Source organism: Rhodococcus sp. Chr-9, assembly GCF_000801125.1.
GTDB lineage: Bacteria > Actinomycetota > Actinomycetes > Mycobacteriales > Mycobacteriaceae > Rhodococcus > Rhodococcus pyridinivorans.
In genome coordinates this window covers 143,862-160,654 of sequence record NZ_JTIZ01000043.1, presented here as the reverse complement: position 1 = coordinate 160,654, position 16,793 = coordinate 143,862, and the positions used below count along the sequence as shown (strand labels likewise).

Sequence of the window (16,793 nt, the reverse complement as noted above, 5' to 3'; positions counted from 1 at the left end):
ATGAATTTCGAACTCGACACCGAACAGGACATGCTCCGCGCGACCGTCCGCGACCTGCTCTCCGGCGCGTACGACGTCGAGTCGCGCAACCGGGTGGCCGAAGGTGACCTGGGCTGGAACCGCGACGTATGGAAGCAACTCGGCGAACTCGGCGTGCTCGGCCTGCCCTTCGCGGAGGAGCACGGCGGCATGGGAGCCGGACCGGTGGAGGTCATGGCCGTCATGACCGAGATCGGCCGCGCGCTCGCACCCGAGCCCGTGCTCGACTGCGTCTACCTGCCCGGCCGGCTCGTCGCCGAGGTCGGCACCGACGCGCAGCGCTCCGACATCCTGCCGCAACTGTCCGAGGGCACCGTGCTCCTCGCGTTCGCGCACGACGAGCCGGGCAGCCGCTGGCCGCACACCGAGGTGGCCACCACCGCGGCACGCGACGGCGACTCCTGGACCGTCTCCGGTCGCAAGAATCCTGTGCTGCACGGTGATTGCGCCGACACCTTCATCGTCTCCGCGAAGCTCCCGGAGGGTGGCGTCGGACTGTTCGTCGTCGACGCATCGGCGGACGGTCTGGTCCGCACGCCGTACCGCACCCACGACGAGCGTCGCGGTGCGCAACTCGTGCTCGACGATGTTGCGGCGACCCCGCTCGGTGAGGCGGCCGACGCGTCCGCCGCCATCACCGCGGCGCAGGTGCACGCGCAGGCGGCACTGTGCGCCGAGGCGGTCGGTGCCCTCGACTCCTCGGTGCAGCTGACCACGAGCTACCTCAAGCAGCGCAAGCAGTTCGGTGTGCCGCTGTCGATGTTCCAGGCGCTCACCCACCGTGCGGCCGACATGTACGTGCTGTACGAGCTGGCGTCGAGCATGAGCCTGTACGCGACCATGGCCCTCGCCGACGGCATCGTCGACCCGACCATCGCCTCGCGCGCCAAGCTGCAGGTCGGCCGGTCCGCTCGGAAGATCGGCCAGGAGTCCGTGCAGATGCACGGCGGCATCGGTGTCACGGCCGAGCACTCCATCGGCCACTACCTGAGCCGCCTGACCGCGATCGAGCACACCCTCGGCACCATGGACGATCACCTGCGGGTGCTCGCCGGCGGTGTGAAGGACTACGAGCTCGTGGAGATCGCCGGAATGTGACCGATCGGGCTCACTCCCGGGGCAGCAGTGTCCCCAGCGGACCGAGATCGATGTTGAGATCCTCGGGGGTGAGCCCGAAATGGTCGCGCAGTTCGCCCATGCGCTGCTCGAGCAGCATCAGTGTCGTGCCGAGCCGTTCGATCTGCTCGTCGCTGAGATCCCCTGCATCCATGCGGTGCAGGGCCTGACGCTCCATCAGCTGCCGGAGCAGTTCGACGAGCGTGAGCACCAGCGTCACCAGACCCCGCTCCACGGATTCGGGATCGGCGTCGATACGCGACGGGAAGTTCACCGGCTCGCTCACGAACCCTCCCGGGCCCCATGGGGAACGGGGACGTCGACCCCGGGCAGCGACAGGGTACTGATCGACGAGATCAACGCGCGTAACGAGATCCGCACCAGATCGATATCCGCGATCGACAGTGTGATGTCGCCGGTGATGACCACGCCGCCCGACAGCACCCGATCCAGCAGATCGATCAGAGCGATCCGCCGTTCCTCGTCCACCGATCCGTCGGCGTATCTCACGGCGAGATCCGTTCTGCTCCAGCGAACGAGTAGGGCGGCCACGGGCCGCTCGTCTCGAGCCTGATCCCCGGATTCAGGGACCCGAGTTCCTCCACCTCGGAATAGAATTCGTCCGCCCTGTCGTCGTCGACGAGATATGTCCCGTTGAGCAGCATCCACTCCTGGCTGCCGCTCAGTGCCGGATCGGTCGGCGCGCTCCGGCGACCCGCGGCCGACACACGCAGCAACCGATCGTGGATATCGGCGGCGCGTTCGGCCGCATCGCGTTCGATGCTCTCCTGCGCCGCCAGTTGCGCGCGGCGACGCAGCAGATAGGCCGTGCCCCTGCCGGAACCCGCACCCTCCGCATGCGCTTCCGCGGCGGCCGCGGTGAGCGCCTTGCGATCGGCGAACGCCTTGACCCCCCATTCGGTACGACCGGTCACGAGGGCGAGCGCAGACGCGAACTGCTCCCGGTGCTCGGTGAGCAGGGCCCGGACCCGTTCGTCGTCGAGGCAGACGGTCGCGAGTCGAAGGGGTACCACGGAGAAGTGCCGTGCCAATCCGGCGACGACCGAATCATGGGCGCGGGCCACTCTTTCCAGCCAGTCCAGGTCCTCGAGATTGCGAGCCAGTGCGGCCTCGCCGAAATCGTCCAGGGGCACCGTTCCGACCACGGCGGTCAGTCCGCCCTCCTGCACCGTGCGGACCTGCTCGCCGGCGACGCCGGAGGCGCCCTCGGTCTCGTGGCCGACGAGCGTCTCGTCGGTCACGGCGTACATCCAGGTCCCGGTCGTGTCAGTCACGGTTCTCCTCGTCCACGATCTCCGCCGGTTCCGGCTCCAGTTCCTCCGCTCGGGCCTCGAGTGCGGCCAACCGTTCGCGAAGCTGCCGGTTCTCCAATTCGAGTTCCACCCGGCTCGAATCGACCTCGGGTGAGCGAGCCTTGCTCGTCAACCACGGATCGCTCTCCCACCAGTCGATCCCGACGGCCTTGGCCGTCTCGAGCGATGCGATGACGAGGCGGAGCTTGATCGTGAGCAGTTCGATGTCGAGCAGATTCACCTGGATGTCGCCGGCGATGACCAACCCCTTGTCCAGGACACGTTCGAGGATGTCGCCGAGATTGGTCGACCGTCCTCCACCCCCGTAGGGCTGCGGCGACGACATGCCGCCTCCCCCACCGACCACCGTCATGACCCGGTCCTTGCGCCGATGTCGCTGCTGCCGCGTCCGTAACGCCGGGTCCGCCGGTACGCGAGCAGATCACCGTCCAGATCGACCTCCACCTCGTAGAGCGCGAGCATGTCGGCCGACGACGGAATCCGCCGGTCTTCCACGACCTCCACCTCGACGACCCATCCGTCCTCGGTGGGTTCGACGGAGGTGACCCCCTGAGCTTCCTTCGAGGTCAGTTCCTTCAGATGTGTGAGGGCCGCCGATGCGGCCTCGGCCGCCGAGATCGCGGGCGGGCCGGTGTCCTGCGCCACGGGATCACTCCTTTCCCCCGGCGGGGCCGGAGCCGCCCCGGGAGATCATGCGGTTCAGCACGGCCTGCTGCGCCTCGTCCTTCTCCTCGGGGGTCAGCTCACCCGCCTCCGCCGCTTCCTCGATCTGCTCGAGTTCGCGCCGCACGTTGGCGGGATCGTGCAGTTGCTGTTCGACCTGCTCCTGGATGATCTCTCCGAGCCACATCACTCCCCTGACGGGAGCGAGGGGCAGCGTGAGCAGGGAGGTCAGCAGACCCATCGTCAACCTCCTTCGCCGGGGTCGGATTTCGCCACGAAGTCGTAGGCCGCCATCGGGCCGAGCAACGAGATCTCGACCCGGTCCTCCCATTCCCGACCCAGTTCCTGCAGGGCCTGTTCGAGTTCGTCCTGCCGCTCGAGTTCGACGAGGACGGCGATGTGCACGGCATCCTGCTCGTGCGTGGGTTGCCGCTCGTTGACCATCGGGTCGAGCGACGACAGGGCCTCGACCGTGCGGCGCGTGTCCTCGTTCCGTTTGGCCTCGATCGCCGCGTTGATGATTTCCCCGAGCGCCATTCGCGCCTCGCGGGTCGCGTCCTCGGACTGCCCACGGATCTGCTCCCGCAACTGCGCCGCCTCGGAGTTCTCCTCGAGGATCTCCTGCAGGATCGCCTTCTCGTCGTACCGTCCCTTCACGACGAACTGTGCGAGACCGTCGAGTTGGTCGAGGGCCGAGGCGAGTTCGTCCTCGTTCCCCTCGAGCAGTTCCGCGGCCACCGCGTCCCGGTCGGTGAGGACGGCACCGAATCTCAGCGGGAGCACGGGGGCGACCGTCACGGTCCCGTCGAGCAACGCGGCGTGCGCCTCGAGATCGTCCGGTGTGCCGAGAGCGCGATCGGTCGGGATCTCGCTCACCAGTGCAGCGATGCGACCGGACTTGACGACCGACACCTCGGCCGGCGGATTGCCCACCCCTTCCGCATGCTCCTCCGGTTCCACATCCGACGGGACGATGCCGTAGACGTAGACCGCAGTGGTCGTGGCGGTTTCGTCGCTGTCGCCCTGCTCGGGTCGTTCGGTCTGTTCGGTGGACATCAGTCCTCACCCCTGCGTGATCGTCGAGCGGGCTGCCGCTGCTCCTGGACGTCCCCGAGGAACTCGCTGACTTTCTCCCCCGCAGCCTCGAGCGCGCCCTTCGTCTTGTGCTTGGAACCGCCGGAGGTGATGTCGCCGACGAGATCCGGAAGGCCCTTCGGCTCGTTGTCGGAGATCTCGAGCCGGTTCACCGCTTCCGCGAAACGCAGATAGGTGTCGACACTGGCCACGACGACGCGGGCGTCGATGGTGAGCAGTTCGATACCGACGAGCGAGACACGCACGAACGCGTCGATGACGAGGCCTTTGTCGAGGATGGTGTCGATGACGTCGGCGAGGCCGGACGAGTTGGGACGGGCCATACCGCCCCCGCCGCCTCCACCGCCGCCCCCTGCAGGTTGGATGGTCATGACCGGGATCCTCTCGAGCGGGACGAGCGCGTACCGGTGCTCTTCGTCGCCCGGGTCCGCTTGGCGGGCGCACGTTTCCGAGGCGGTTCGGGCTCTTCCTCTTCGTCGTCGGGTTCTTCGTCGGAGGACTCGTCCTCCTCGGGATACTCGTCCTCGAGATCCTCCTCGTCCTCGGCCGACTCCTCGTCGCCTTCGTCCTCGGACGGCTCACTCTCCTCGAAATCCTCGTCCTCGTCGCGGATCTCGTCCTCGTCACCGGAGGCGTCGGTCTCCCACTCCTCGTCGTTCTCGCCGGTGTCCTCCTGCTCCTCTTCCTCCCGGCGCGCGGTCTCGTCGTCCTTGACGACCTCGCTGTCGCGGATCTCGCCGTGCCAGCCGACGACGTCGTCGGGATGCAACACGGCTTCGGTCATGACGTGGCGCCGGAAGTGCTTCAGTTCCAGGCGTGACCGGCGACCCACCGCCCGCCACAGATTCGCGGTGCGCTCGAGCAGGCCCCGGGGGTGGTACTCGAGCACCAGGAGTATCCGGGTGAGATCCGGTGTGAGTTCATGGAAGGTCACCGCGCCGTCGATGTAACCTTTTCCTCCCTTGGAACGCCACACGATCCGTTCGAACGGCACCTGTTCGAGGATCGTGGACTCCCAGTTCCGACGCGACCAGAAAACCTTGCCCGTCCAATGGAGTTTCTCGTCCTGGACCTGCTCGACCTGTTCGACCTTCTTCATGAACTTCGGCCAGTCGGCGAATTGCGTCCACAGGTCGTAGGCCAGATCGACCGGCACCCCCACGTCGATGCTCTCGACGATGTTGGTGAGCTTGATCTTCTTGTTGCCGCCGCCGCCCCCCTTGCCCCCGCCGGTGACGGCCTCCTTGACGTCCTCGAACTTGTCCTTCGCGGTGTTCTTCAGATTCTCGAACCCCGAGCTCGCCGCCGCCTTCAGCGGCGACTCGCCCTGAGCGAGCTTGTCGACGCCGGTGAGCGCACTGGCCAGATTTCCGCCTTTGCCCTCGGAGTAATCCTGTAATCGTCCCGCCGTGCCGGTGACCCTGTCCGACAGGCTCGACAACGCATTCTGCGCGACGGTTCCTGCGAGGCCCTGCAACGACTGCTGCAGACCGCCGGTCAGTCCGCCCGTGGCCTTCCCCGCCGTGTCCGAGGCGGTGCGGCCCGCCTTACCGGCGGTATCGGTCGCGGTCTTCCCGGCCTTGCCCACCGCGTCGGCGACTCCGCCCGATACATCGCTCAACCTGGCCATCGCTCTCACCCCTTCGTTCGACGTACGGGCGCACGACCGGAGGAGGAGGACGACGCAGTGCTACGCGCTGCGCGCTTGCGCGGCTTCGGAGGTGCCTCCTCCGAGTCGTCCGGATCTTCGCTGTCGGCCGTCTTCTTGCTGCGGGACGTCCGCGGACGGGATGTGGCGCGGGCTTCACGGCGCCGCGGTGCGGGACGCTCGGGTTCCGGCTCCTCTTCGTCGCCCGAATCCTCCTCGCCCGAATCCTCTTCGTCGGAACCCTCTTCGTCCGTCTCGTCGTAATCCGGCTCCTCGTCCCGATTCCGGCTGCCGCGACGCCTGCTGCCGCGACTTTCCTCCTCGTCGCGTGATTCGTCGTATTCGTCCTCGTATTCGGCATCCTCGGGTTCCTCCGATCGCCCGCCACCGCTCGCACGGGACTGCAGACGTTCGTTGAGGGCGTCGATCCGGTTGCTGGCCGCGGTCACGGCAGCGGCACGAGCCGCATGCATGAGTTCTCCGCGAACGGATTCGGTGATCTTGTTGATCTCGGGAGACGAGCCGAGCATCGAGGCGCTGCGCTGCAGGAGTTCCTGCGGATTGCTGGGCAGTTTGCCGGTCATTCCGGCACCGGCGAGCATCATGGTCACCCGCATCTTCTTGGTACGGCCGAGGAAATATCCGATGCCCACACCGAGGGCGACTCATGCTGCGGGTTTCATCACCGTTCTCCTTCGTATGCCGCGCGTCGTGTGGCGTGCTCGGAAGGGGTCGGGGAGGTCTCGGTACGGTACGCAGCCGATGCGCGTCTTTGTGTGATGCAAACCGCAGTACGTCACTCGAGGCCTTGATTCGCGTGCTTCGTAGGCATGCGGATTCCGGAGTGAACGACGGGCTCGAAAAGTACCAATCAGTATGTCGTGCAGCAGGATACGATGCTTGCTACAGATCTCGACCGGCCGTCCGCAGGCATGCCGAAGAAAGGTTCTCGAGCCGGTAAGGATTCCGGAAACCGGAGGCTATCGCCGCGGATGCACCGGGGTGGCGATCCCTGTCGCCTGCAAAGCGAATGCTGTTTCCGGACCGATGATTTCGCCGACGAGTGCGAGGAAGCGGTCGACGAAGGCCGGCCCGTGGGCCCCCTCGGTGGCGTCGTCGGGATCCTGCGGATCGAGATGGTGCGCGAGTTCGTGCAACACCACCATCTCGCGGAACGCCCACGCGGTGTTCACCCGGTGCTCGGGAAGAGCGATCGTCGCGCAGTCGCGTTCGTAGTGTGCGGCCGCGTTGCCCGCACGGGCCCGCACGCGCACCGGCACGGCGGCGCGCTCCCACCGGGTGCGTACCCAGTCGAGGGCGAGCACGGCGTCGATGTAGTCCTGGACCGAGGCGATGGAGGCGAACCGTCTCTCCACCGGGAGCGTGACGTGGGAACCGGCGACCTCGACGGTCCGCAGACCGCGCTCGTCGGCGCGGTCGAGCATCTTCCGTACGATGGACTCCGCTTCGTACACAGCGGTTCTGCGGGTGTCGCGCACCTTGGTCACCGTTCCAGCCTCCTCGGAGCCGACGGCAGTTCGGGTGCCGTTCCCAGCCGGGCCGCGCGTCCGGCGCGGTCGCCCGCGCGCCGGGCATCGGCCGAGCGCGCCGACGGGGCCCGGTTTCCCCGCCAACTGCCCCGTGCCTGCGACGTACTGCGGTAGAAGTCCTGCAGTTCCAGACTCTTCCCACGCAACACCAACGCCGTACCGGGCGCGGATGTTTCCACCTCGCGTTCGATCTCTTGCTTCGCCTCGGCCAGCCGGGCGCCGATGCGGGCGGCAAACGCCGACTGGAAGCTCAGCCGGGCCGTCACCGCGGCAACGGGCTTGCGCACGCGTGTGCGCACACGGCGGCCACCGCGTTCCTCGACGACGGTGCGCACCGTGGTCTCGTTCCGGTAGGTGCCCTCGCGCAGATATGCGTCGGACGCCCGCACCATCTGCACGAGCAGGGAGGAGTACAGCGCCTCGCACACGTCGATGTCGTCGGCGAAGCCGTAGGCGTAGATGACGGTGGAGTTCGCGGTGATGTCGCACTGCACGTCGTTGGCCCCGGCGATCGCGATGAACAACTGGGCGTAGGTGCGCAGTCCCTTCTTGCCCGTCTCGCCGATGGTGATCAGTCGCTGCACGGGAGTCGCGCGGCGTTCCTTCGCCGCCGTGTGACTGCGCGCGACCGCCAGATCGATCGAGGAGGACGTCGCGAGCCGCTGCGCCGCGGCGAGGAAGGCGTCGGCCTCGTGAGGGTTGTCGGTGGACTCCGCCTGGCGGAGCAACCCGCCGATACGACTCAACATCTTGTCCGAACTCACCCAGCGAGCGTAGAGCTTGGCACCGACTCCGCCCACGAGACCGGGAACACGCACGAAGTTCCTGCGAAACCACCCGCGACCCACCAAGATCGTGCAGATGGACACTGCGGTCGATTTCGTCACCGATATCAACGACACGTTCTGGTATGCGGTGATCGCACTGCTCATCGGTTCGGGCCTGTACTACACGATCCGGTCCCGGTTCATCCAGATCCGGCTCCTGCCCGACATGCTGCGTTCCATCGTGGAGAAACCCGAGAGACAACCCAACGGAGAACCCGGCCTGTCCGCCTTCCGGGCCTTCTCCGTCTCGGCGGCCTCCCGCGTGGGAACGGGCAACGTCGCCGGTGTCGCGATCGCGATCAGCCTCGGTGGTCCCGGCGCGGTGTTCTGGATGTGGGCGATGGCCCTGGTCGGTGCAGCGACCGCTTTCCTCGAGTCCACGCTCGCCCAGCTGTACAAGGTGCGCGACGAGGACGGCAGCTTCCGCGGTGGCCCCGCCTACTACATGCAGTACGGGCTGCGGAAACGCTGGATGGGCATGATCTTCGCGGTCATCATCACGATCACCTACGGATTCGTGTTCAACGCGGTGCAGACCAACTCGATCGTCGACGCCGTCTCGAGTTCCGTCGGCGAGAAGACCATGGCACTCCAGGTGATCGTGGGGCTGGCCGTCGCCCTCATCGTCGGCGCGGTGATCTTCGGCGGAATCCGCCGCATCTCCGGCGTCTCCCAGATCGTCGTGCCGGTCCTGGCGTTCGTCTACCTGGTCATCGGCATCATCGTCGTGGTCCTCAACATCGGCGAGGTTCCGACCATGTTCCGCCTCATCGTCGAGAACGCCTTCGGTCTCGAGGAGGTCATCGGTGGTGGCTTCGGCGCTGCCTTCATGAACGGCATCCGCCGAGGTCTCTTCTCGAACGAGGCCGGCATGGGCTCGGCGCCCAACGCCGGCGCCGCCGCCGCGGTTTCCCACCCGGTCAAGCAGGGCCTGGTCCAGAGCCTCGGCGTCTACTTCGACACCCTGCTGGTCTGCTCGATCACGGCTTTCATCATCCTGCTGTCGGAACCCGAATTCGGCAGCGGTCTCGAGGGCGCCGCTCTGACGCAGAACGCGCTCGCGCTGCAACTCGGTGACTGGACGGTGCACTTCCTCGCCGTGCTGATCTTCTTCCTCGCGTTCACCTCGGTGATCGGCAACTACTACTACAGCGAATCCAACATGGAGTTCCTCACCGGATCGCGCCGCATTCTGCCCTACCTGCGCTCGGCGGTCGTGCTGTGCGTCTTCCTCGGGGCCATCGGCTCGCTGCCGCTGGTGTGGGCGCTGGCCGACCTCGCCATGGGAATCATGGCCACCGTCAACCTCATCGCCCTGATCCCGCTGTCGGGTATCGCCTACGCGTTGTTCCATCACTACAGCGCGCAACGCAAGCAGGGTCGCGACCCCGTCTTCCGCGCCGGTGACGTCCCGGGCCTCCGCGGAATCCAGGTGTGGAACGACGACGACGTCACGCCGGTCGAGAGCCGATCGAGCGACGCACGGTAGATTCCCCTACCGCACGAGCGTGTACCGCTTCGGAAAGGATCTTCGAGATGGCGTCGGTGACCTTCGACAAGGCCACGTGCCTGTTCCCCGGCTCGAGTACGCCTGCGGTCGACGCGCTCGACCTCGAGATCGAGGACGGCGAGTTCCTCGTCCTGGTCGGACCGTCGGGCTGCGGCAAGTCGACCTCGCTGCGCATGCTCGCAGGTCTCGAGGAGGTGCACAGCGGACGCATCCTCATCGGCGACCAGGACGTCACCGGGCAGGATCCGAAGGAACGCGACATCGCGATGGTGTTCCAGAACTACGCCCTCTACCCGCACATGTCGGTCGCGGAGAACATGGGCTTCGCGCTGAAACTGGCCAAGACACCCAAGAACGAGATCCGCGAACGGGTCGTCGAGGTCGCGAAGATGCTCGACCTCGAGCAGTTCCTCGACCGCAAACCCAAGGCGCTGTCCGGCGGTCAGCGTCAGCGCGTCGCGATGGGGCGCGCCATCGTCCGCCAGCCGCAGGTCTTCCTCATGGACGAGCCGCTGTCGAACCTTGACGCCAAACTCCGCGTGCAGACCCGCACGCAGATCGCACAGCTGCAGCGCCGCCTCGGCACCACCACCGTCTACGTTACCCACGACCAGGTCGAGGCCATGACGATGGGCGACCGCGTCGCTGTGCTCGAGAAGGGCATCCTGCAGCAGTGCGCGTCGCCGCGCGTGCTCTACAACAAGCCCGCGAACGTCTTCGTCGCCGGTTTCATGGGCTCGCCCGCGATGAACCTGTTCCGCCTCCCGGTCTTCGACCGCGGCGCGATGATCGGCGACACCCACGTACCGGTGCCGCGCGACGTGGTCGGCCAGGTCACCGAGAAGGAGGTCGTGCTCGGGATTCGGCCCGAACACCTCGAGATCTCGAACGAGGGTCTGGCCATGGATGTCGACGTGGTCGAGGAGCTCGGCTCGGAGGCCTACGTCTACGGCCGGGCCGACGTCGGCGGGATCGGCCAGCAGATCGTCGCCCGCAGCGACTGGCGCAACCCTCCGCAGAAGGGCGACCGGCTGTACCTGCGCTTCGACCCCGAGCACGTGCACGTCTTCGGAACGTCCGACGGGAAGCGGATCGGCTGATCACCGCTCCGGGATCGGTCTGCGGAGTCGACACTCGACCGATTCAGGATGGGCGGAATGCCGACTTTTACCGGTGCTGCGTGCCACAGTAGTGGCCGGTGTCGGTGCAGCTGGGTCACCGACGTGTGTTCTACGACCTCGAAATGGGGAGTTGTTGATGGTTCTGAATACGAAGGCGATGCGGAGGGCTGCGATCGCCGCTACGGCCGCGACCGCGCTCGTTCTCGCGGGCTGCTCGTCGGACAACGGTGGCGACGACACCTCGACCGGCGGCGAGGATACCGCTGCTTCCGGTGAGGGCCGCGGCCCGATCACGATCGTCGAGGGGCAGGATCCCCTGAACGCGGCGCTCGAGAGCATCATCGCCGACTGGAACGCCGAGCATCCCGACGAGCAGGTGACGTTCAAGCCGCTGGCCAAGGAGGCCAACGACCAGTACGACGACATCGCCCAGCGGATGCAGGCCCGCAGCGACGAATACGACCTCATCGCCGTGGACGTCACCAACACGGCGGAGTTCGCCGCGAACGGCTGGCTGCTCCCCCTCGAGGACGACCTGGCGATCGACACCGAGGGCCTGCTGCCCGCGACCGTCGAGTCGGGTACCTACAACGGCACCCTGTACGCCGCCCCGAAGAACACCAACGGCGCGTTCCTCTACTACCGCACCGACCTCGTCGACGAGGCCCCCGCGACCTGGGACGACCTGAAGGCCGAGTGCCCGAAGGCCGAGGAGGCGGGTATCGCCTGCTACATCGGTCAGTTCAAGAACTACGAGGGCCTGACGGTCAACGTCACCGAGATCGTCAACGCCTTCGGTGGCTCCTTCGTCGCCGAGGACGGCCTGACCCCGGCCGTCGACGACAAGACGGCCGAGGGCCTGCAGTTCATCGTCGACAACTTCGAGGACGGCATCATCCCGGCCGCCGCGCAGACCTACACCGAGGGCGAGTCGCAGACCGCCTTCGGCAACGGCGAGGCACTGTTCCTGCGCACGTGGCCCGGCTTCTACACCGACGGTGAGACCTCATCGGTCGCCGGCAACTACGGCATCGCCGTCCTGCCCGGCGTCGACGGCCCCGGCGTCTCGACGCTCGGCGGTTACAACGTCGGCATCAGCGCGTTCTCGGATGCTCCCGCCACCGCGCGCGACTTCCTCGAGTTCATGCAGACCCGCCAGGCGCAGATGTACTACGCGGAAGCGGGCGGCGCCCCGGTTCTCGCCGAGGTCTACGACGACGCCTCGATCCTCGAGCAGTACCCCTACTTCTCGACGCTGAAGGAGGCCCTCGAGGCCGCCAAGCCGCGTCCGGCGTCGCCGTACTACTCGGCCGTGTCGAAGGCGATCGCCGACAACGCCTACGCTGCGATCCGTGGCGAGAAGACCGTCCAGCAGGCGCTGGACGACACCCGGGCCGGCATCGAGACCGCCGGCAACTGATGCTCTAGGAGCAGTACATGGCTGACCCGCAGGTCGACACTCCCGCGGATCCGCCACACGCCCCCGCGGTCGGGACCGTCCCCGGTCCCGACCGCGGACGTGTCGGCGGACGTCACCGCGTGCCCGCACCTCCCGTCACGGCGGTGAAGAAGCGGCGCAAGATCCCGGTGTGGATGTTCGTCGCCCCGTCGATGCTCGTCCTGGCCGTGATCATCCTGTACCCGCTCGGACGAGCGGTGTGGATGTCGCTGCACGGTGACTCGAAGCGACTCGACCCCGAGACGGGCCGATTCGTCACCGGCGGTTTCGTGGGGATCGAGAACTACACGCGCTGGATCACCCAGACCTGCAACACCGCCACCGGTTCGATCCCGTGCCCTCCGGGCACCCTCGGCTCCCAGTTCTGGCAGTCGATCTTCAACACCTTCTTCTTCACCGTCGTCACGGTCTCGCTCGAGACGGTGATCGGTTTCGCGATGGCGATCGTGATGGCCAAGTCGTTCCGGGGTCGCGGCCTGCTGCGCGCCTCGGTGCTGGTGCCGTGGGCGATCCCCACCGCCGTCACCGCCAAGCTGTGGTTCTTCATCTTCGCCAACGACGGTGCCGCCAACAAACTGCTCGGCACCGACTACCTGTGGACCGCCGATCCGTGGCCCGCGCGCTTCGCGATCATCGTCGCCGACGTGTGGAAGACGGCACCGTTCATGGCGCTGCTCATCCTCGCCGGCCTGCAGATGATCCCGCAGGACGTCTACGAGGCCGCGAAGGTCGACGGCGCGAACGCCTGGCAGCGGTTCAAGATGATCACGCTGCCGCTGGTCAAGCCCGCCCTCATGGTGGCGATCCTGTTCCGCACCATGGACGCGCTGCGCATGTACGACCTGCCCGCGATCATGATGGGGTCCAATCCGGCGACGTCCACGATCTCGGTGCTCGTCGTCGACCAGATGCGTCAGGGTTCGAACTCCGCGTCCGCCCTGTCGACGATCACCTTCCTGCTCATCTTCGCCGTCGCCTTCGTGCTGGTGCGGTTCCTCGGCGCCAACGCGGTGAGTACGCAGGAGAAGCAGCGTAAGGGGGAGGTCGTATGACCGTCACCACCGAGATTCCTCGGAGCCGGCCGGAGCCGGAGCCCACGCCGGTGCAGACCCGCAAGGTGCCGTTCAAGCGCAGGATGAGCACCGTCGGCACCTATCTGGGTGTCGCGCTGATCGTCGTGTGGGGTCTGGCCCCCTGCTACTGGATGATCGTCACGGCCCTGCGCGACCCGTCGGAGACGTTCAGCACGACCCTGTGGCCGTCGAACCCGACACTGCAGAACTTCGCCGACGCGCTCGACCCCGACGCCAAGGTCAACTTCTCGCGGGCGCTGCTCAACAGCGTCATCATCGCCGGCGCCACCACGGCGGTCGCGCTGCTGCTCGGCGTGTTCACCGCCTACGCCCTGTCGCGGTTCGAGTTCCGCGGTAAGTACTTCGTCACCGGCATCATCCTCGGCGCGTCGATGTTTCCGGTCGTCGCGCTCGTGACGCCGCTGTTCCAGCTGTTCACCGACATCGGCTGGATCGGCAAGTACCAGGCGCTGATCATCCCGAACATCTCGTTCGTGCTGCCGCTGACCGTCTACACGCTCACCTCGTTCTTCTCCGAACTGCCGTGGGAGCTCGAGGAGGCCGCCCGCATGGACGGCGCGACGCGCGGGCAGGCGTTCCGCCTGGTCATGCTGCCGCTCGCGGCACCTGCGCTGTTCACCACGGCGATCCTCGCCTTCATCGCGACCGTCAACGAGTACCTGCTGATGTCGCAGCTGTCGAGCGAGAGCACGGCCCCGGTGACGGTGGCGATGGCACGGTTCACCGGCACCGACCCGTACGTCACCCCGTACGCGTCGATCATGGCCGGCGGCACGCTCGTCATGGTGCCGCTCGTGGTGATGGTGCTGCTCTTCCAGCGACGCATCATCTCGGGTCTGACCGCGGGTGGCGTCAAGTCGTGAGGAAGGTTCCGCGCCGGAACCGACTCGAGATGCTGCTCGGCCTGCTCACGGTGTTCACGGTGATGGCCGTGATCTCCGCGGTCGCCGAGCTGACGTCGCCGCAACCCGGCATCGTGCCGTCCCTCGTGCTGCTCGCATTCGTCGTGATGTGGGGGTTCGCGTTCCGCGCGTGGCGCCGATCGGGCTGACCCTGTCGTGACGATGGCCCCGCCGTGACGTGAGAAGGAGCACCGTACCGGTGTTCCGGAGGCGTCTCGTGGTCGTTTCCGTACCATACGGTGGGCGGGAGACCCTCCCGTCCGGATTTTCGGTACCGAGAAAGTGGAACGAGTGACGAGCCCGACAAGGTCGACATCCTCGCGCGCCGCCGCGGCCGCAGCGAAGAAGCGCAGGGGACGCATCGTTCGCTGCGCCGTACTCGTCGCGTTCGTTCTCGCCGTGCTCGTCCCGCTCGGGATCTTCGCCACCGCCTACTACTCGGCGGAGGTGCCGACCCCGGCGGACATGAAGACGAACCAGCTCGCGCGGGTCTACGCATCCGACGACGCCACCGAGATCACCCGGGTGGTTCCGCCGGAGGGCAACCGTGTCGAGGTCGGGATCGCGCAGATCCCCGAGCACGTCCGCAACGCCGTGCTGTCGGCGGAGGACCGCAACTTCTACAGCAACCCGGGCTTCTCGATCACCGGTTTCGCACGCGCAGCCCGCGACAACGTCATGGGCAAGGACACCGCCGGCGGCGGTTCCACGATCACGCAGCAGTACGTCAAGAACGTGCTCGTCGGCTCCGATCGCACGCTCGAACGCAAGATGCGCGAACTCGTCATCTCCACCAAGATGGCGCGGCAGTGGTCGAAGGACGAGATCCTCGAGGCGTACCTCAACACCATCTACTTCGGTCGTGGCGCCTACGGCATCGGCGCGGCGTCCCAGGCGTACTTCGGCAAGCCCGTCGAGGAACTGTCGGTCTCCGAGGGCGCCGTCCTGGCCGGGGTGATCCAGACACCGTCGTCGCTCGACCCCGAGTACAACCTGCCTGCCATCGAGGAGCGCTGGAACTACGTGCTCGACGGCATGGTCGAGATGAAGGTCCTCGACCCGGCCGAGCGGCCGGACCAGGTGTTCCCCCCGACGGTGCCGTCGGACACCCTCGTGCTGGCCACCGAGGCGACCGGACCGGAAGGTCACATCCGTACCCAGGTGCTGCGTGAGCTGTCCGCGGCGGGGATCAGCGAACAGGCCCTCAACACCGAAGGTCTGCGCATCACTACCACCATCGACCTGAAGGCCCAGCAGGCGGCGATCGACGCCGCTCGGTCCACGCTGTCCGGCGAACCCGGGGAACTGCGCACCGCCGTGGTCTCGATCGATCCCCGCTCCGGTGCCGTGCGCGCCTACTACGGCGGTGAGGACGGTGCCGGTTTCGACTTCGCACAGGCCCCCGTCCAGACGGGTTCGGCGTTCAAGGTGTTCGGCCTGCTCGCCGCGCTCGACGACGGGATCGGCCTCAACGCGCGTTTCGACAGCTCCCCGCTCACGGTGGGCAATATCCGCATCGGCAACGTCGAGGGTGAGTCGTGCGGACGTTGCACGATCGCCGAGGCACTCAAGCGGTCGCTGAACACGAGCTTCTACCGGCTCATGATGTCCATGTCGAACGGCCCGCAGAAGATCGCCGACGCCGCGCATGCGGCGGGGATCCCGCTGACGATCCCCGGGGTCGAGGGGCAGACGCTGAGCGAGAACGGCGGTCCGCCGGAGGGCGGCATCGTCCTCGGCCAGTACCAGGCACGGGTCATCGACATGGCTTCCGCCTACGCGACGATCGCCGCGTCCGGTGTCTTCCACGAGCCGTACTTCGTGCAGAAGGTCGTCACGGCCGACGGTGTCGTGCTCCTCGATCGTCCGCCGTCACCCGGCGAGCAGCGCTTCGACGCCGCGGTCGCCGACAACGCAACCCAGGCCATGATGCCGATCGCCGCATACTCGCGCGGGCACGCGCTCGCCGGTGGCCGGCCGTCGGCGTCGAAGACCGGCACCACGCAGCTCGGCGACACCGGGTTGAACAAGGACGCCTGGATGGTCGGGTACACGCCGTCGCTGTCGACGGCCGTGTGGATGGGCACCCCCGACGCCGGGGCGATCACCAACAGCTGGGGCGGGTCGATCTACGGTTCCGGACTGCCGTCGGACATCTGGAAGGGAACGATGGACGGCGCCCTCGAAGGCACGCCAGTCGAGAGCTTCCCGTGGCCGGCGCCGATCGGTGGTCAGGCGGGTGTCCCGAAGGACGCCGGCATCGAGACCACCACCGCTCCCCCGGCGCCGACCTTCCAGCTGCCCGACCTGTCGAACCTGCCGCCGATCACGATTCCCGCGCCGCCGGTCGATCTGCCCGTCCCGGTGCCTTCGCAGATCGAGGTGTTCCCCGGCGTGACGATCCAGATCCCCGGCTTGTAGATCCGCACTCCGCC

At 67.1% G+C, this 16,793-nt stretch carries 20 protein-coding genes; 8 read left to right on the top strand and 12 right to left on the bottom strand.

What is annotated here, in order from left to right:
• Positions 1–1,137, top strand: coding sequence for an acyl-CoA dehydrogenase family protein (locus tag QR64_RS05280; protein ID WP_006550847.1), 1,137 nt, complete (start codon positions 1–3; stop codon positions 1,135–1,137).
• Between the two features lie 10 nt (positions 1,138–1,147).
• On the opposite strand, the gene QR64_RS05275 is transcribed toward QR64_RS05280, so the two are convergent.
• The 12 genes from QR64_RS05275 to QR64_RS05220 form a co-directional block, all read right to left on the bottom strand.
• A complete protein-coding gene (locus QR64_RS05275) occupies positions 1,148–1,441 on the bottom strand; it encodes a gas vesicle protein K (RefSeq protein WP_016693994.1) in 294 nt (97 codons plus the stop codon).
• Complete coding sequence (locus tag QR64_RS05270; protein ID WP_019290522.1) at positions 1,438–1,665, bottom strand: gas vesicle protein; 228 nt, start codon at positions 1,663–1,665, stop codon at positions 1,438–1,440. The genes QR64_RS05275 and QR64_RS05270 overlap by 4 nt, the downstream gene beginning before the upstream one ends.
• Positions 1,662–2,450: a GvpL/GvpF family gas vesicle protein gene (locus QR64_RS05265; protein WP_039584408.1), complete on the bottom strand. Its 789-nt coding sequence runs from the start codon at positions 2,448–2,450 to the stop codon at positions 1,662–1,664. Before QR64_RS05265 ends, QR64_RS05270 begins: the two co-directional genes overlap by 4 nt.
• On the bottom strand, positions 2,443–2,841 hold the full coding sequence (gene gvpJ / locus QR64_RS05260; protein WP_024102486.1) for a gas vesicle protein GvpJ: 399 nt from the start codon (positions 2,839–2,841) through the stop codon (positions 2,443–2,445). Before gvpJ (QR64_RS05260) ends, QR64_RS05265 begins: the two co-directional genes overlap by 8 nt.
• Complete coding sequence (gvpO, locus tag QR64_RS05255; protein ID WP_019290524.1) at positions 2,838–3,134, bottom strand: gas vesicle protein GvpO; 297 nt, start codon at positions 3,132–3,134, stop codon at positions 2,838–2,840. The genes gvpJ (QR64_RS05260) and gvpO overlap by 4 nt, the downstream gene beginning before the upstream one ends.
• A gap of 4 nt (positions 3,135–3,138) precedes the next feature.
• Positions 3,139–3,393, bottom strand: a complete 255-nt coding sequence (locus QR64_RS05250; RefSeq protein ID WP_019290525.1) for a gas vesicle protein GvpG — start codon at positions 3,391–3,393, stop codon at positions 3,139–3,141.
• Positions 3,394–3,395: 2 nt separating this feature from the next.
• Positions 3,396–4,208, bottom strand: a complete 813-nt coding sequence (locus tag QR64_RS05245; RefSeq protein WP_039584405.1) for a GvpL/GvpF family gas vesicle protein — start codon at positions 4,206–4,208, stop codon at positions 3,396–3,398.
• A complete protein-coding gene (gene gvpJ / locus QR64_RS05240) occupies positions 4,208–4,618 on the bottom strand; it encodes a gas vesicle protein GvpJ (RefSeq protein ID WP_024102484.1) in 411 nt (136 codons plus the stop codon). The genes QR64_RS05245 and gvpJ (QR64_RS05240) overlap by 1 nt, the downstream gene beginning before the upstream one ends.
• Positions 4,615–5,877, bottom strand: coding sequence for an SRPBCC family protein (locus QR64_RS05235; RefSeq protein WP_039584404.1), 1,263 nt, complete (start codon positions 5,875–5,877; stop codon positions 4,615–4,617). The genes gvpJ (QR64_RS05240) and QR64_RS05235 overlap by 4 nt, the downstream gene beginning before the upstream one ends.
• Positions 5,878–5,882: 5 nt before the next feature.
• Positions 5,883–6,548 (bottom strand): hypothetical protein, encoded by a 666-nt coding sequence (locus tag QR64_RS05230; RefSeq protein WP_235367015.1) that lies wholly within the window; start codon positions 6,546–6,548, stop codon positions 5,883–5,885.
• Positions 6,549–6,875: 327 nt separating this feature from the next.
• Positions 6,876–7,403, bottom strand: a complete 528-nt coding sequence (locus QR64_RS05225; protein WP_006550836.1) for a TIGR04338 family metallohydrolase — start codon at positions 7,401–7,403, stop codon at positions 6,876–6,878.
• Positions 7,400–8,209: a DUF2786 domain-containing protein gene (locus QR64_RS05220; RefSeq protein WP_039584491.1), complete on the bottom strand. Its 810-nt coding sequence runs from the start codon at positions 8,207–8,209 to the stop codon at positions 7,400–7,402. Before QR64_RS05220 ends, QR64_RS05225 begins: the two co-directional genes overlap by 4 nt.
• 97 nt (positions 8,210–8,306) lie before the next feature.
• Here QR64_RS05220 and QR64_RS05215 point away from each other — a divergent pair, with 97 nt between their 5' ends.
• From QR64_RS05215 to QR64_RS05185, 7 genes are all read left to right on the top strand, one after another.
• Positions 8,307–9,761, top strand: coding sequence for an alanine/glycine:cation symporter family protein (locus QR64_RS05215; protein WP_019290531.1), 1,455 nt, complete (start codon positions 8,307–8,309; stop codon positions 9,759–9,761).
• 47 nt (positions 9,762–9,808) lie between these two features.
• The gene (locus QR64_RS05210; protein ID WP_006550833.1) at positions 9,809–10,882 is read left to right on the top strand and encodes an ABC transporter ATP-binding protein; all 1,074 of its coding nucleotides are present in this window, start codon (positions 9,809–9,811) and stop codon (positions 10,880–10,882) included.
• A 157-nt stretch (positions 10,883–11,039) separates the two neighbouring features.
• Positions 11,040–12,323 (top strand): ABC transporter substrate-binding protein, encoded by a 1,284-nt coding sequence (locus QR64_RS05205; RefSeq protein ID WP_006550832.1) that lies wholly within the window; start codon positions 11,040–11,042, stop codon positions 12,321–12,323.
• Positions 12,324–12,340: 17 nt separating this feature from the next.
• On the top strand, positions 12,341–13,414 hold the full coding sequence (locus tag QR64_RS05200) for a carbohydrate ABC transporter permease (protein WP_019290533.1): 1,074 nt from the start codon (positions 12,341–12,343) through the stop codon (positions 13,412–13,414).
• Between the two features lie 83 nt (positions 13,415–13,497).
• Positions 13,498–14,319 carry a carbohydrate ABC transporter permease gene (locus QR64_RS05195; protein WP_033098494.1) on the top strand — a complete coding sequence of 274 codons (822 nt, stop codon included), beginning with the start codon at positions 13,498–13,500 and terminating at the stop codon, positions 14,317–14,319.
• Entirely contained in the window at positions 14,316–14,507 is a 192-nt protein-coding gene (locus QR64_RS05190) for a hypothetical protein (protein WP_006550829.1), read from the top strand. The genes QR64_RS05195 and QR64_RS05190 overlap by 4 nt, the downstream gene beginning before the upstream one ends.
• A gap of 142 nt (positions 14,508–14,649) precedes the next feature.
• Positions 14,650–16,779 carry a transglycosylase domain-containing protein gene (locus QR64_RS05185; protein ID WP_039584403.1) on the top strand — a complete coding sequence of 710 codons (2,130 nt, stop codon included), beginning with the start codon at positions 14,650–14,652 and terminating at the stop codon, positions 16,777–16,779.
• The last annotated feature ends 14 nt before the right edge of the window (positions 16,780–16,793 follow it).